The sequence below is a fragment of the Kitasatospora sp. NPDC101176 genome (assembly GCF_044768035.1).
Taxonomy (GTDB): domain Bacteria; phylum Actinomycetota; class Actinomycetes; order Streptomycetales; family Streptomycetaceae; genus Kitasatospora.
Genome location: NZ_JBIWPA010000008.1, coordinates 74,249 through 88,370 on the forward strand (window position 1 = coordinate 74,249; position 14,122 = coordinate 88,370).

Here is a 14,122-nt window from a genome sequence, read left to right on the forward strand (position 1 = left end):
AGGGAGAGTCCGTGCGACCCGGGCCTGGCGCTCTATTCCGGACGGGGTCCGGTGCCTTTCGGGGTGCCGGGCCTTTTCCGTTTTTCCGGGGTGGATCGGGCGGCTTGGGCGTTCCGGTGTTCGGGTGTTAGTGTTCTTCTCGTTGCGAGGGAGATGATTCCTCGTCAGGCGTCAGTGGTGCTACCAGAGCACGTCCTACTTTCAGTAGGGAGAGTCCGTGCGACCCGGGCCTGGCGCTCTATTCCGGACGGGGTCCGGTGCCTTTCGGGGTGCCGGGCCTTTTCCGTTTTTCCGGGGTGGATCAGGACGGCTGGCGGTCGGAGCCGAGTTCGCGGGAGATCCGCAGGCCGGCCTGGGCGACGACCGGGCCGAGTGCGCGGACCCGGGCGGCCGTCATGCGGGAGGTCAGGCCGGAGACGGACAGGGCCGCGGTCACCTCGCCGGTGTGGTCGAAGATCGGTGCGGCCACGCAGCGGACCTCGGGTTCGTTCTCGCGGTCGTCGATGGAGTAGCCGCGGGCGCGGATCCGGGCGAGGTCGGCCCGTAGGCGGGGCTCGTCGGAGATGGTCCAGGCCGTGACGGGGCGCAGCCCGGCGGCGACGACCTCGGTGACGGCCTCGTCGGGGAGCCAGGCGAGGATGGCCTTTCCGGTGGCGGTGCAGTAGGCGGGGGCCCGGCTGCCGACGCGCGAGGCCATCCGGACGTTGGTCTCGTCCTCGACCTTGTCGAGGTAGACGATCCCCGGGGCCTGCCAGACGGTCAGGTGGACGGTCTCCCCGGCCTCGCGCTGGAGCCGGCGCAGGTGTTCGGCGGCGACGCTGCGCAGGTCGAGGGTGGACAGGTAGGCCTGGCCGAGGCGCAGTGAGCCGTGGCCGAGGCGGAACCAGCCGGTCTCGCGGTCGCGGTCGAGGAGGTGTTCGTCGAGCAGCGGGCCGGCGAGCCGGAGCACGGTGCTCTTGTTGAGGTCGAGGGCCTCGGCGAGCTGGGCGAGCGGGACGCCGCGGCCGTCGCCGTGGTCGCGGACGTGGCCGAGGACGGCGAGTGCCCGGCGCAGCGAGGACGACTGGTTGCGCTCGGTCGTGGCCTTCCGGCCGGCACCGGCACCAGTGCCCGCGGGCTGGTCGGTCGCGGCCCCGGGGCCCGTCTCCGTCATGGGTCCGTCCCTCGTCTCGTGCTGCCGGTGGTCCCGCGCCCTGCGGCGGCGGTGGTCAGAACGTACCCGTTCGAGTCGGCTCCGCCGCTTCTTCGACACAACGTTGTGCAGTGCAAAACTTCCCGAACCGCCTCTTGTTGGCGCCGATCGCCCGCGCCTAACGTCCCTGCCATCGAGCAGGCGGGCCGTCCCACCCGAACGGTCCGCCGTGCCGCACCCTCACACCGGCCTGCCCGGGACGCCGTCGCGTGCGTCCGGGCCGTCCACCACCCACACCCACCATCGGCCCCGGTCAGGGCCCGCTTCGACGTACCCGTCCCCAACGGCGCGCGTCTCGGCGGCAACTGTCGGGAGGGGAGGTCCTCACCCATGCGACTCATCGGACGGAGTGCCGCGGCCGTCGTCCTCGCCGCCGGCTGCCTCGCCGCGACGGCCTGTGCTCCGGGCACCGCGGCACCGGCCGCGGACCGGGCCGGCGACGACCGGACGGGCACCCTCCAGGTCTGGCTGTACAACGAGGCCGGCAACGCGGCCAAGGAGGCGGTGATCGCCAAGGCGGTCGGCGAGTTCCAGGCCTCCCACCAGGGCGTCACCGTCCGGGTCGGCTACATCGACACCGACGCCTCGGCCCGCGCGGCCAAGATGAAGGGCGCCTTCAACGACCCCAACAGCGCCCCCGACCTGGTGGAGTTCGGCAACACCGACCTCCCCGGCTACGTCGCCGCGGGCGGCCTCGCCGACATCGGCGCCGACCTGGACGCCTGGCCGGACAAGGGCGACCTGGACCCGGCGATCGCCAGGACCGCCGTCGTGGACGGCAGGACCTACGGGCTGCCCTGGTGGGTCGGTGTCCGCGCCCTCTACTACCGCAGCGACCTGTTCACCGAGGCCGGGCTCGCCCCGCCGGCCTCGTACGCCGACCTCGTCGCGGCCACCCGGAGCATCCACGCGGCGCACCCCGACACCTTCGGCATCGCCGTCGGCGGCAAGTACACCTTCGGCGCGCTGCCGTTCGTCTGGGACGCGGGCGGCGACATCGCGGCCAAGGACGGCACGGCCTACAAGGCGGCCATCGACTCGCCGGCCTCGCAGGCCGGGATCAAGCGCTACACCGACCTCTTCGGTGCCGACGGCTGCCCCGCCCAGCAGTGCGCCGACCTCACCGGCGGCAAGACCGTGGACCTGTTCGCGGCCGGCAAGTCGGCGATGGCGATCCTGCCCAACTCCAGCCGCAGCAAGGTCGACGCGGGCGCGGTGAAGGGGAAGTACGGTGTGGTGCCGCTGCCGGGGGAGAAGGCCGGTTCGATCGCGCCGGCCTTCGCGGGCGGCAACAACCTCGGCGTGATGAAGGCGGCCAAGCACCGGACCCTCGCGGTGGAGTTCGCCCGGCTGCTGGCCGGCCCCGCGTACCAGGAGCAGATGTACGACGCGATGGGCAACCTGCCGACGCTCAGGTCCGTCAGTGCCAGGGTCGCGGCCAAGGACGCCTTCCTGAAGCCGTTCACCGACACCATCGCGGCGGGCACCAGGTTCGTGCCGCTGGACCAGGCCTGGGCGCAGATCGACGCCCAGTCGGTGATCCCGACCATGCTGCAACAGGTCGTCACCGGCAAGGCGGACGTGGCCAAGGCGTCCGGTGACGCGGCGGGCCAGATCACCTCCGCCTTCGCCGCGCACTGACCCCGCCCCGGCCCGTGGAAGAGAGCAGGTCCCGCACGTGTCCGTCCCCACCACGACCGCCCCGGCGGCGCCGCCCTCCCCGGGCGGTCGCCGCGGGGGTCCGGCGCCGGCCGCACCCCCGGGCGGCCGGCGCCGCCGAACCCCGCTGCTGCTGCTCCTGCCGGCCGCGGTCGTCCTGGTCCCGCTGGTCGCCTATCCGATCTACCAGTTGGGCCTGTTGTCCGTGCTGGACTTCGGGCAGGCGCAGGCCTCCGGCGGGGCCCCGACGTCCTTCGTCGGCCTCGGCAACTACACGAGGATCCTCCAGGACGGCCAGTTCTGGTCGGTGCTGCTGCAGACGGTCGGCTTCGCCGCGTTCTGCGTGCTCGCCACCCTGGCCGTCGGCGCCGCGCTGGCCGTGCTGCTGACCAGGGTCGGCCGCTGGCCCCGGCTGGTGCTGACCACCGCCGCGACGGCGGCCTGGGCGGCGCCGGCGATGACGGGGTCGACGGTCTGGAGCTTCCTGTTCGACACCAACCTCGGCCTGGTCAACCACACGCTGGTGCGACTCGGGCTGACCGGCTTCCACGAGTTCAACTGGTTCTACGACAAGTGGACGGCGTTCCTGATCGTCGGCGCCGTCGTGGTGTGGCACTCCTTCCCCTTCGTGATGGTCACCCTCTACGCGGGGATCCGCGCGATCCCGGAGGAGATCCTCGAGGCCGCCGCGCTGGACGGCGCCAACACCTGGACGACCTTCCGGCGGATCACGGCACCGATGCTGCGGCCGATCCTGACGATCGTGGTGATCCAGTCGGTGATCTGGGACTTCAAGGTCTTCACCCAGATCTACGTGATGACCGAGGGCGGGGGCATCGCCGGCCAGAACCTCGTGCTGAACGTGTACGCGTACCAGAAGGCGTTCGCCTCCTCGCAGTACGGGCTGGGCGCGGCGATCGGCGTGATCATGCTGCTGGTCCTGGTGATCCCTACGGTCCTCTACATCCGCACCCTCCGACGGACGGGGAACGACCTGTGAACTCCCGCAGCCGGTGGCGCCTCGCCGCCGACACCAGTGCGCTCGTGCTGGCGGCGGCCACCGCCTTCCCGGTCTTCTGGATGGTGCTCTCCGCCTTCAAGCCCAAGGGCGAGGTGCAGTCGCTGGACCCGAAGCCGTGGACGGCCCACCCCACGCTGGAGAGCTTCCGCCAGGTGCTCAGCGTGGACGGCTTCGGCCGGTACTTCGTGAACAGCCTGGTCGTCGCGCTGTCGGTGGTGGTGCTCTCGGCGGTCGTGGTGTTCCTCGCCGCGGTGGCCGTGACCAGGTTCAGGTTCCGGTTCCGCACCACCGTGATGGTGATGTTCCTGATCGCCCAGATGATCCCGGTCGAGGCGCTGACCATCCCGCTGTTCTTCATGTTCCGCGACGCCGGGCGGTTCGCCCCGGGGGTCGGGCTGAACACCCTGGCCTCGCTGGTCCTGGTGCAGTTGGCGTTCTCGCTGCCGTTCGGCATCTGGATGATGCGCGGATTCGTCGCCGCGGTGCCGGTGTCCATCGAGGAGGCCGCGCAGATCGACGGAGCCAGCCGCACCCGCATCCTGTGGCGGATCCTGCTGCCCCTGGTGGCGCCGGGCCTCGCGGCGACCAGCGTGTTCTCCTTCATCGCGGCGTGGAACGACTTCGTGTTCGCGAAGACCTTCATCATCAGTGCCACCGAGAACCAGACCCTGCCGTCCGCCCTGCTGGTCTTCTTCAAGCCGGACGAGAACGACTGGGGCGGCATCATGGCGGCGTCCACCCTGATGACCGTCCCGGTGCTGGTGTTCTTCGTCGCCGTCCAGCGCAAGCTGGTCTCCGGGCTCGCGGGCGCGGTGAAGGACTGACCGCGGCCGCCCCTCCGGCGGCGCCGGCGGGCCCGGGCCCCCTCCTTCGGACCCAGCCGGCTCAGGCGGCCGCCGCGGACTCGCCGGGCGGGACGCCGATCAGTGTGAACAGGGCGCCGGCGTCGTCCCGGACCAGGGCCGCGCGGCCGAACGGCGTCGGCCCGGGGCCGGTCAGCACGGTGCCGCCCAGGGCCCGGACCAGGGCGGCCGCGCGGTCGGCGTCGGCCGTCGCGAAGTGGGTCAGCCAGGCGGGGGCGCCCGTCCCGGCGGGGCCGATGCCGCCGGCCGGGCGGCCGTCCACGCGGAAGACGGTGGAGCCGGCGGCCGGCCGGTCGTAGCCGTAGCCGAACACACGGTGGTAGAAGTCCCGGGCGGTGTCCGGCGCGGGGGACCGGTGCTCGTTCCAGGCGAACGCGCCGGGCTCGTCGACCAGGCCCGCGCCGTCGATCGCGCCGGCCCGCCAGAGGCCGAAGACCGCTCCGAGCGGGTCGACGGCGAGGGCGGCGTGCCCCTGGTCGGGGACCTCGTACGGCTCGCGGACGAACCGGCCGCCCGCGGCCCGGACCAGGGCGGCCGTGTGCGGGAGGTCGGCGCAGGCGAGGTAGGTCGTCCACGCGGCGTCCGGCGCACCGGACGCCGCGGCGGCTTCCGGCTCCCCCGCCCCCTCCGGTGCCCCGGCCGCCGTGGGTGCCGCGATCGCGGCGACCTGCGCGCCGTACCGGGTGGCGACGGCCTCTGCGGGGCCGGTCGGCACGAACCCCCAGTCGAACAGCGCGCCGTAGAACCGCTGTGCCCGCGGCAGGTCCGGCGTCGTCAGCACGACCCAGCACGGGACGCCCTCGTGGTACCTGCCGGCCTTCGGCATGAGGCCTCCTCCGTGCCGGGCGCCCCACTGGCCAGCGTCCGCGTCCGGCCGGGCGGCGGCAACCGGTGGGTTCCGGCGGCTGCCACGGAGCCGACCGCGCCCCGCGGCCGGAACCCGGGCGCGGTCCGCGCCGCCGGTCCGGGGAAGGGTCCGTGCCTTCGTGCCCGCGGGTCGGGTCCGCGGGAAGTGTCAGGGGTCGGGTCCGCAGGTCGGGTCCGCGGGTCAGGCCACCCCGTGCGGCCGGAACTGGACGCTGATCCGCGGGCCCACCGGCCGGGCCGTCTTCGGGACAGCGTGTTCCCAGGTCCGCTGGCAGGAGCCGCCCATCACCACCAGGTCCCCGTGGCCGAGCGGGCGCCGGACCACCGGACCGCCCCCGCCCCGGGGCCGCAGCAGCAGCGCGCGCGGCTCGCCGACGGAGAGGATCGCCACCATGGTGTCCTCGCGGGCGCCGCGCCCGATCCGGTCGCCGTGCCAGGCCACGCTGTCCCGGCCGTCCCGGTAGTAGCAGAGGCCGAGGGTGCGGAAGGGCTCGCCGAGCTCCTGCGCGTAGTGCCGGCTCAGCGCCGTCCGGGCCCGGCCGAGCACGGGGTGCGGGGGTTCGGCGTCCGCCGGGTAGGAGGCGAGCAGCCGGGGGACGTCGACCGTCCGCTCGTACATCTCGCGCCGTTCGGCCCGCCACGGCACGGTCGCGGCCAGGTGTTCGAACAGCAGGTCGGCGCCGTGCAGCCATCCGGGCAGCACGTCCAGCCAGGCCCCGTCGCCGAGCGCGGTGCGGCGCAGCCCGGTGAGCGCCCCGAGGCGGACCTCGCCGTCGTCGCCGGCGTCGTCGAACAGCGAGGGCTGGAGGTGGACGGTGCTGTGCATGGGGCCAGCGTACGCCCGGATTCGAACGAGTGCGCGAATAGTGGTCTGCGCGACGTGCGCCCGCGCCCGCCGGTTAGGCTTCGGAGGTGCCGGGCCGGTCGCCGTCCACGGGCTCCCGGGAGGCGTCGGCGACCACCGCGACGACGGCCCGCCCCCTCGCAGCCCCGCCCCACGGATGGAGAGACGATGAGCAAGCCCAGGAGGACGGCGGCGCAGCCGTCCGCCGCGTACGGCGCCGACGGCCACGACATGATCCGCGTGCACGGGGCCCGGGTGAACAACCTCAAGGACGTCAGCGTCGAGATCCCCAAGCGCCGGCTGACGGTGTTCACCGGCGTGTCCGGCTCGGGCAAGAGCTCCCTGGCCTTCGACACCATCGCCGCCGAGTCCCAGCGGCTGATCAACGAGACCTACAGCGCCTTCGTCCAGGGCTTCATGCCGACGCTGGCCCGCCCCGAGGTGGACGTCCTGGAGGGCTTGACCACCGCGATCATCGTCGACCAGCAGCGGATGGGGGCGGACCCGCGCTCCACCGTCGGCACCGCCACCGACGCCAACGCCATGCTGCGGATCCTGTTCAGCCGGCTCGGCGAGCCGCACATCGGCTCGCCCCAGGCGTTCTCCTTCAACGTCCCCTCGGTCAGCGGCGCCGGCGCGATCACCGTGGAACGCTCCGGGCAGACCGTCAGGGAGAAGCGCAGCTTCAGCATCACCGGCGGCATGTGCCCGCGCTGCGAGGGCCGCGGCCGGATCTCCGACATCGACCTCACCCAGCTCTTCGACGACACCAAGTCGATCTCCGAGGGCGCCATCACGATCCCCGGCTGGAAGACGGACAGCTGGTGGACGGTCGGCGTCTACGCCAACTCCGGCTTCCTCGACCCGGACAAGCCGATCCGCCGGTACACCAAGAAGGAGATGCACGACTTCCTCCACCGCGAGCCCACCAAGGTCAAGGTCAACGGCGTCAACCTCACCTACGAGGGCCTGATCCCCAAGCTCCAGAAGTCGATGCTCTCCAAGGACCGCGAGGCCCTGCAGCCGCACATCCGCGCCTTCGTCGACCGTGCCGTCACCTTCACCGCCTGCCCCGACTGCGACGGCACCCGGCTCAGCGCGGCCGCCCGCTCCTCCAAGGTCGGCGGGATCAGCATCGCCGACGCCTGCGCGATGCAGATCAGCGACCTCGCCGACTGGGTCCGCGACCTCGCGGAGCCGTCGGTCGCGCCGCTGCTCGGCACCCTGCGGCACACCCTCGACTCCTTCGTGGAGATCGGACTCGGCTACCTCTCGCTCGACCGGCCCTCCGGCACGCTCTCCGGCGGCGAGGCGCAGCGCGTCAAGATGATCCGCCACCTCGGCTCCGCGCTCACGGACGTCACGTACGTCTTCGACGAGCCCACCACCGGCCTGCACCCGCACGACATCCAGCGGATGAACGAACTCCTGCTGCGCCTGCGGGAGAAGGGCAACACGGTGCTCGTCGTCGAGCACAAGCCGGAGACCATCGCGATCGCCGACCACGTCGTCGACCTGGGCCCCGGAGCCGGCACGGCGGGCGGCGACGTCTGCTTCGAGGGCACCGTCGACGGGCTGCGGGCCAGCGGCACCGTCACCGGCCGGCACTTCGACGACCGGGCGGCCGTCAAGCCGACGGTGCGCACGCCGACCGGCGCCCTGGAGATCCGCGGCGCGACGGCGAACAACCTGCGGGACGTCGACGTGGACGTCCCGCTCGGCGTGCTGTGCGTGGTCACCGGCGTGGCCGGCTCCGGCAAGAGCTCGCTGATCCACGGCTCGGTCTCGCGCGGGGAGGGCGTGGTGGCCGTCGACCAGTCGCCGATCAAGGGCTCGCGGCGCAGCAACCCGGCCACCTACACCGGGCTGCTCGACCCGATCCGCAAGGCCTTCGCCAAGGCCAACGGCGTCAAGCCGGCTCTGTTCAGCGCCAATTCCGAGGGCGCCTGCCCCACCTGCAACGGCGCCGGCGTGACCTACACCGACCTGGCGATGATGGCCGGCATCGCCAGCACCTGCGTCGAGTGCGAGGGCAAGCGGTTCCAGGCCTCGGTGCTGGAGTACCGCTTCGGCGGCCGCGACATCAGCGAGGTGCTCGCGATGCCGGTGTCCGAGGCCGAGGCGTTCTTCGGGGAGGGCGAGGCGCGCACCCCGGCCGCCCACCGCATCCTCGGCCACCTCGCCGACGTCGGACTCGGCTACGTCAGCCTCGGGCAGCCGCTCACCACGCTCTCCGGCGGCGAGCGGCAGCGGCTCAAGCTGGCCACCCACATGGCCGAGAAGGGCGGCGTCTACGTCCTCGACGAGCCGACCACCGGGCTGCACCTCGCCGACGTCGAGCAGCTGCTCGGCCTGCTGGACCGGTTGGTGGACTCCGGCAAGTCGGTGATCGTCATCGAGCACCACCAGGCCGTGATGGCGCACGCCGACTGGATCATCGACCTCGGACCCGGCGCCGGTCACGAGGGCGGCCGGGTCGTCTTCGAGGGCACCCCGGCCGACCTGGTCGCCGCCCGTTCCACGCTCACCGGCGAGCACCTCGCCGCCTACGTCGGCGGCTGACGGCCCGACGGCCCGACGGCCCGACGGCCCGACGGCCCGACGGCCCGTCCGGTGGGTCCGGTGGGTCCGTACGCCCGGCAGGACCCGCCGGACCTGCGGGACAGGCCCTAGCCTGCTGCCATGGCGATCCACGGTTTCGGGCCCACCGAGTTCCAGCTCGTGCTGCTGCGGCGGATGGCCGACTTCAACCCCGACCTGGTCGAGGCGGCCGTGCGGCGGCTGGGGGCGAGCAGGCCGGCGATGCGGGAGGCGAACAAGCGCTGGCAGGCGATGCTCCGCTCGCCCCGGTCCCCGCGCGGTGCCGACCGCTGCGCCGCCGTGCTCGGCCCGCCGGAGGCGACGGTACCGCGCCGGATCGGGGACCTCGCCTGCACCGCGCGGCAGTGGCCGCTGCTGCTCTGGCCCGACCTGCGCTTCGAGAGCCTGGTCGGGCCGGCGGACGCGGGCCGGCCGCTGCTGAACGAGTGGCTGGTCCGGGCCCCGGGTGCCCCGGCACCGCGGCCGGCGACGCTCGCCGACCTGACCCCGTGGAGCTGCGTGGTGGCCGACCTGGGCGCGGCGTTCCCGCCCGCCCGGCCGCGGGAGGGCAGTGCGCCGACCCGCTTCCGGCTCGACTTCACGGCGCCGGACGCGGACGGCCGGGCCCGCTCCTGCACCGCCGACTTCACCTGGGGCCTGCTCCAGGAGGTGCGTCCCGCCGGACCGTAGGGTCCCGCCGGACAGACCCTATGCGCTCCCGGCCCCGTGCACCGTGCGGCCGCCGATCACGGTGCGGTCGGGCCGGAGCTCGCGCAGCTCGTCGACCGGGCAGCTCAGCGGATCGACCGGCCAGAGCGTCAGGTCGGCGAGCGCGCCCGGGCGCAGGCTGCCGCGGTCGGCGCTCTCGCCGACCAGACGGGCCGCGTGGACGGTGTGCAGCGCGACGGCCTCGGCCCGGTCGATGGCGTGCTCGGGACCGACCACCCCCGCCGTGGTCCGGCGGGTGGTCATGCCCCACACCGAGATCATCGCGCCGTACGGGCCGACCGGGAAGTCCGAGCCGGCGGCGAGCAGCGCGCCCTCGTCGAGCCACTCGCGCAACGGGAAGATCCCGGCGGTCCGTTCCTCGCCCCAGGCCCGCTGCTGGGCGAGCGCGCCGTCGTGCAGCAGCGGGTGCTGGACGGTCACCGGGACGCCGAGCGCGATCGCCCGGGCCCGCTGGTCGGCCCGGGCCAGTCCGCCGTGCTCGACCACCAGGGTGCCGGGCGGCAGGCCGGGGCGGTGCTTCAGCACCTCCTCGAAGACGTCCAGCAGGGTGCGCAGGCCGCGGTCGCCCCAGGCGTGCACACCGACCCGCCAGCCGCGCCCGACCACCCGGTCGACGGCCGCGACCAGCTCGGCCGGTTCCCAGAGCAGCCGGCCGTGGTAGCAGGGCTGCCCCTGGTAGGGCTCCTCCAGGGCGCCGGCCTCGAAACCGCCGTCGATGCCGAACTTGACGCCCCACAGCCGGAGCAGGTCGTCGTCCCGGCCCTCGGCGCGCCAGGCGTCCATCCGGTCCAGCAGGCCGTCGACCTGCTCCGGGGTGCGGGTGGCGAAGCCGGAGACGAGGGCGCGGACGCGGACGGCGAGCGCGTCGGCCGCGCGGGCGGCGTCCAGCACCGGGAGGTCCTCGACGGGGACGAGGCAGTCCCGGACGGTGCCGATGCCGGTGGCGGCGTAGTCGGCGGAGGCGGCGCGCAGGCCGTCGATCCGTTCGGCGAGCGCGGGCCGCGGCAGGATGCGCTCGACCAGCTCGACGGCCTTGTTGACCAGGCGTCCGGTCAGCCGTCCGTGCGCGTCGCGTTCGATCACCCCGCCGGGCGGGGCGGGGGTGGCGGCGGTGATCCCGGCCAGCCGCAGTGCGGCCGAGTTGAGCACCATGTTGTAGGCGCCGCGGCGGACCAGGACGGGGTGGTCGGCGGCGGCTCCGTCGAGCTCCTCGGTGGTGGGCATCCGCTGCTCGGCCAACTGCACCTCCTGCCAGTTGACGGTGGTGTGGATCCACTGCCCGGCGGGGGTGCGGGCGGCCCGTTCGCGGATCAGGCCGAGGAACCCGGCGAGGTCCCGGGCCTGGTGGACGGGGACGCCGTGGACGCTGTGACCGGCCAGGACGAGGTGGGTGTGGGTGTCGTCGAAGGCGGGCAGCACGGTGGCGCCGGGGGCGTCGAGGACCCGGGTGGCCGGTCCGACCAGGGCGTCCAGGCCGTGCGGCTCGGGGGACAGCGCGGTGATCCGGGTGCCGGTGACGGCGAGTGCGCGCTGCGGCGCTTCGCCGGGGACGAGGGTGTGCACGGTGGCGGCGCGGACCAGGAGGTCGGCGGGTTCGGGGGCGGGCATCACGGCTCCTGGTGGGGTGGGGTGCCGGTGGGCAGGCCGGTGACCTTCTCGACGTGGCGCAGCGCGGGCCCGGCGAGCTGGGCGTGCAGCTCGGTGAAGACGGCCCTGGCGGCCACCGCGTTCCAGTCGTCGGGCAGCAGCGGTTCGGGCAGGCCGGGGTCGAGGTAGGGCAGCCGGCGCCACTGCGTGAGCATCGGCACGTAGGCGCGGAACGCCTCGACCGGGTCGGTCCGGGGCCGGGGCCGCAGCTCGGCGGCGACCGGGCGCCACGCGTCGTCGAAGGCCGCGTACTGCGCCTCGATGGCGGGGAAGTCCCACCAGCCGGCCACCGCGGTGCGCAGGTCGGCGAAGCCGGCGTACTCGGCGGAGAGGAACAGGTGGACGTAGGGGGTCAGACCGAGGCGTTCGAGCAGGCGCCGGGCGTCCGGCAGCAGCCGGGCGGGGGCGAGCCAGACGCCGGGGGCGGCGTTGCCGAAGCCGAGCCAGCTCAGCCGGGAGCGCAGCTGGTGGCGGTGGGCCCGTTCGGACTCCGGGACGGAGAAGACGGCCACCACCCAGCCGTCGGCGAGTTCGGCGGGCTCCAGGCTGTGGAAGATCCGGCGGTCGCCCTCCTCGAACACCGGGGCCATCGCCGGGGCGAGCCGGTAGCCGGTGCCGCCGCGGCGTTCCTGGAGCAGGGTGCCGGCCTTCTTGAGCCGGGAGATCGCCGAGCGGACGGCGGGGCCGTCGACGTCGAGCTCGGCCATCAGCGCGATCAGGTCGGCGATCGATATCCAGCCGTCGAGGCGGCGGACGAACTCGCCGTAGACGGTGTGGATCAGCGAGCTGGGCCGGGACGTGCTCTCCGCCATGGTGGGCCTCCTCCCCGGCAGCTCGTGTGATCATAGCGGCGGCCGACGGCGGTCAGGCCTGCGCGTGGGCGCCGGAGAGCAGCTGCCCGGCGCCCGGGGCGAAGGCCGGCAGGCCGAGGGCGCGGAGCAGCTGGTGGACGGTGCAGATCGCCGCCGAGACGACCGGCTTGCCGAGCTGCTGCTCGGCCTCCTCGACGGCGGCCAGCGAGGGCATCTGCACGCAGGCGGAGAGGACCACCGCGTCGGCCCCGGCGTGGTCGAGCCGTTTGGCGATGCCGGGCAGCCGCGCCGGGTCGTGGGCGGCCACGTCGAGGTTGTCGGGGATCTCCAGGGCCGCGTGGTCGAGCACCTCGACGCCCTCGTGCCCCAGGTAGTCGACCACGGTCCGGGCCAGCGGCTTCAGGTACGGGGTGACCAGGACGACCCTGCGGGCTCCGAGCACGCGCAGCCCGGAGACCAGGGCGCCGGCGCTGGTGACCACCGGGGCGGGGGCGCCGTTGTCGGCGGTGCGTCGGTGCAGCCGCTGCTCGGCCTCGCGGTGGTAGCCGGGCCCGGCGGCCATCACGGCGACCAGGCAGGCGTAGCCGAGCACGTCGACCCGGGCGTCGGAGAGCTCGGTGGCGCAGCGGTCCGACTCGGCGTCCATGGCGCGCAGCTGCTCGGGGGTGACCCTGGTCATCCGCATCCGGCTGGAGTGGAAGGTGAACCGCTCGGGCGCGACCGCCTCGCGGGCCCGCAGCAGGGCGGGGACCTCGGTCTCCATGGTGACGTTGGAGCTGGGGACGATCTGGCCGATCCGGTAGGTGGTCACGGGGGTGCTCCTCTCGGCGTGCGTCGGAGAGTGCGGTGCGCGGTGCGCGGTGCGCGGTGCGCGGTGCGCGGTGCGCGTGCGCGGAATGCGACGGGCGACGGGCGACGGGCGACGGGCGACGGGCGGCAAACGGCCCGGGGCGGGTGTGCGTCGCCCGGGGCCGGTGCGGGCGGGCCGGTCCTCAGCGGGCGTCGACCACCGGGTTGGCGAGGGTGCCGATGCCCTCGATGGTGGCCTCGACCAGGTCCCCGGGCTGGAGGAACTGCGGGGGCACCATCCCGGCGCCGACGCCCGAGGGTGAGCCGGTGGCGATCACGTCCCCGGGTTCCAGCGTGACGCCGGAGGAGATGTCGGCGATCAGCCGGGCGACGCCGAACAGCATGTGGCGGGTGTTGGAGTCCTGCCGCAGCTCGCCGTTGACCCGCAGTGAGAGGTCGAGCCGCTGCGGGTCGGGGATCTCGTCGGCGGTGACCACGACCGGGCCGAACGGCGCGTAGCTGTCCTGCCCCTTGGAGAAGAACCACTGCCCGGAGCGGCGCTGGTCGCGGGCGCTGACGTCGTTCACGATGCTGTAGCCGAAGACGTGCCGCAGGGCGTCCCGCTCGGCCACCCGGAAGGCGGGTTCGCCGATCACCACGGCGAGTTCGCACTCCCAGTCCAGCTGCTTGGTGAGCGCCGCGTTGTGCAGGATGGGCTGGCCGGGGCCGGTGACGGCGGTGGCCGGCTTGCCGAACAGCACCGGGCGGTCGGGCAGTTCGCGGTCGGTGTCCAGGGTGCGGTGCGACTCGTCGACGTGCTCCAGGTAGTTGAGGCCGACGCCGACGATCTTGCCGGGGCGCAGCGGCGCGCGCAGCGAGATGCTGGAGAGCGGCCGGACGGCGGGGTGGCCGGGGCCGACCGGGGCCAGCAGGGTGCGGAGGGTGGCCAGGGCGGGCGCGCCCGCCCGGACCAGGCCGAGGAGGTCGGGCGGCAGCGCGGCGCCGGCTGAGGCGGCGAGGGCGGTCAGGTCGGCGACGTGCTCGCCGAGCCGGGCACCGGGGCGCGGGGTGTCGTCGCCGTCGGCGCAGTAGGTCAACAGGTGCATGGTCGGATCTCCT

Annotated in this window: 12 protein-coding genes; 5 read left to right on the top strand and 7 right to left on the bottom strand. The window is 74.0% G+C overall.

The genetic code is table 11. From position 1 onward, the window contains the following. Nucleotides 1–301: 301 nt before the first annotated feature. Nucleotides 302–1,153 carry an IclR family transcriptional regulator gene (locus ACIRS1_RS14540; RefSeq protein ID WP_360211436.1) on the bottom strand — a complete coding sequence of 284 codons (852 nt, stop codon included), beginning with the start codon at nt 1,151–1,153 and terminating at the stop codon, nt 302–304. A 369-nt stretch (nt 1,154–1,522) separates the two neighbouring features. Here ACIRS1_RS14540 and ACIRS1_RS14545 point away from each other — a divergent pair, with 369 nt between their 5' ends. From ACIRS1_RS14545 to ACIRS1_RS14555, 3 genes are read left to right on the top strand one after another with little or no spacing between them, the layout of a single operon-like run. Continuing rightward, on the top strand, nt 1,523–2,833 hold the full coding sequence (locus ACIRS1_RS14545; protein WP_402839384.1) for an extracellular solute-binding protein: 1,311 nt from the start codon (nt 1,523–1,525) through the stop codon (nt 2,831–2,833). A gap of 37 nt (nt 2,834–2,870) precedes the next feature. After that, nucleotides 2,871–3,851 (top strand): carbohydrate ABC transporter permease, encoded by a 981-nt coding sequence (locus ACIRS1_RS14550; RefSeq protein ID WP_402839386.1) that lies wholly within the window; start codon nt 2,871–2,873, stop codon nt 3,849–3,851. Next, nucleotides 3,848–4,696, top strand: a complete 849-nt coding sequence (locus ACIRS1_RS14555) for a carbohydrate ABC transporter permease (RefSeq protein WP_360211430.1) — start codon at nt 3,848–3,850, stop codon at nt 4,694–4,696. Before ACIRS1_RS14550 ends, ACIRS1_RS14555 begins: the two co-directional genes overlap by 4 nt. Nucleotides 4,697–4,757: 61 nt before the next feature. Here ACIRS1_RS14555 and ACIRS1_RS14560 read toward each other — a convergent pair whose 3' ends face one another. After that, complete coding sequence (locus ACIRS1_RS14560; RefSeq protein WP_402839388.1) at nt 4,758–5,561, bottom strand: VOC family protein; 804 nt, start codon at nt 5,559–5,561, stop codon at nt 4,758–4,760. A 222-nt stretch (nt 5,562–5,783) separates the two neighbouring features. Next, on the bottom strand, nt 5,784–6,428 hold the full coding sequence (locus ACIRS1_RS14565) for an alpha-ketoglutarate-dependent dioxygenase AlkB (RefSeq protein WP_402839389.1): 645 nt from the start codon (nt 6,426–6,428) through the stop codon (nt 5,784–5,786). Between the two features lie 186 nt (nt 6,429–6,614). On the opposite strand from ACIRS1_RS14565, the gene ACIRS1_RS14570 reads away from it, so the two are divergent. Further along, nucleotides 6,615–9,008, top strand: coding sequence for an ATP-binding cassette domain-containing protein (locus tag ACIRS1_RS14570; RefSeq protein ID WP_402839391.1), 2,394 nt, complete (start codon nt 6,615–6,617; stop codon nt 9,006–9,008). Between the two features lie 120 nt (nt 9,009–9,128). Further along, nucleotides 9,129–9,716 (top strand): hypothetical protein, encoded by a 588-nt coding sequence (locus ACIRS1_RS14575; protein WP_402839392.1) that lies wholly within the window; start codon nt 9,129–9,131, stop codon nt 9,714–9,716. 18 nt (nt 9,717–9,734) lie between these two features. Here the strand turns inward: ACIRS1_RS14575 and ACIRS1_RS14580 are convergent, their stop codons facing one another. The 4 genes from ACIRS1_RS14580 to ACIRS1_RS14595 form a co-directional block, all read right to left on the bottom strand. Next, nucleotides 9,735–11,363 (bottom strand): amidohydrolase, encoded by a 1,629-nt coding sequence (locus ACIRS1_RS14580; protein WP_402839394.1) that lies wholly within the window; start codon nt 11,361–11,363, stop codon nt 9,735–9,737. Further along, nucleotides 11,363–12,214 (bottom strand): PaaX family transcriptional regulator C-terminal domain-containing protein, encoded by an 852-nt coding sequence (locus tag ACIRS1_RS14585; protein WP_402839396.1) that lies wholly within the window; start codon nt 12,212–12,214, stop codon nt 11,363–11,365. Before ACIRS1_RS14585 ends, ACIRS1_RS14580 begins: the two co-directional genes overlap by 1 nt. A gap of 52 nt (nt 12,215–12,266) precedes the next feature. Then, the gene (locus ACIRS1_RS14590; RefSeq protein WP_402839398.1) at nt 12,267–13,025 is read right to left on the bottom strand and encodes an Asp/Glu racemase; all 759 of its coding nucleotides are present in this window, start codon (nt 13,023–13,025) and stop codon (nt 12,267–12,269) included. A gap of 181 nt (nt 13,026–13,206) precedes the next feature. Continuing rightward, complete coding sequence (locus tag ACIRS1_RS14595) at nt 13,207–14,109, bottom strand: fumarylacetoacetate hydrolase family protein (RefSeq protein ID WP_402839399.1); 903 nt, start codon at nt 14,107–14,109, stop codon at nt 13,207–13,209. Nucleotides 14,110–14,122: the final 13 nt, after the last annotated feature.

What these genes read in the sequence shown, in the direction of transcription:
- ACIRS1_RS14580 (WP_402839394.1), bottom strand. Translation starts at nt 11,363, where the DNA reads ATGCCCGCCCCCGAACCCGCCGACCTCCTGGTCCGCGCCGCCACCGTG.
- ACIRS1_RS14545 (WP_402839384.1), top strand. Translation starts at nt 1,523, where the DNA reads ATGCGACTCATCGGACGGAGTGCCGCGGCCGTCGTCCTCGCCGCCGGC.
- ACIRS1_RS14575 (WP_402839392.1), top strand. Translation starts at nt 9,129, where the DNA reads ATGGCGATCCACGGTTTCGGGCCCACCGAGTTCCAGCTCGTGCTGCTG.
- ACIRS1_RS14540 (WP_360211436.1), bottom strand. Translation starts at nt 1,153, where the DNA reads ATGACGGAGACGGGCCCCGGGGCCGCGACCGACCAGCCCGCGGGCACT.
- ACIRS1_RS14595 (WP_402839399.1), bottom strand. Translation starts at nt 14,109, where the DNA reads ATGCACCTGTTGACCTACTGCGCCGACGGCGACGACACCCCGCGCCCC.
- ACIRS1_RS14560 (WP_402839388.1), bottom strand. Translation starts at nt 5,561, where the DNA reads ATGCCGAAGGCCGGCAGGTACCACGAGGGCGTCCCGTGCTGGGTCGTG.
- ACIRS1_RS14585 (WP_402839396.1), bottom strand. Translation starts at nt 12,214, where the DNA reads ATGGCGGAGAGCACGTCCCGGCCCAGCTCGCTGATCCACACCGTCTAC.
- ACIRS1_RS14570 (WP_402839391.1), top strand. Translation starts at nt 6,615, where the DNA reads ATGAGCAAGCCCAGGAGGACGGCGGCGCAGCCGTCCGCCGCGTACGGC.
- ACIRS1_RS14565 (WP_402839389.1), bottom strand. Translation starts at nt 6,428, where the DNA reads ATGCACAGCACCGTCCACCTCCAGCCCTCGCTGTTCGACGACGCCGGC.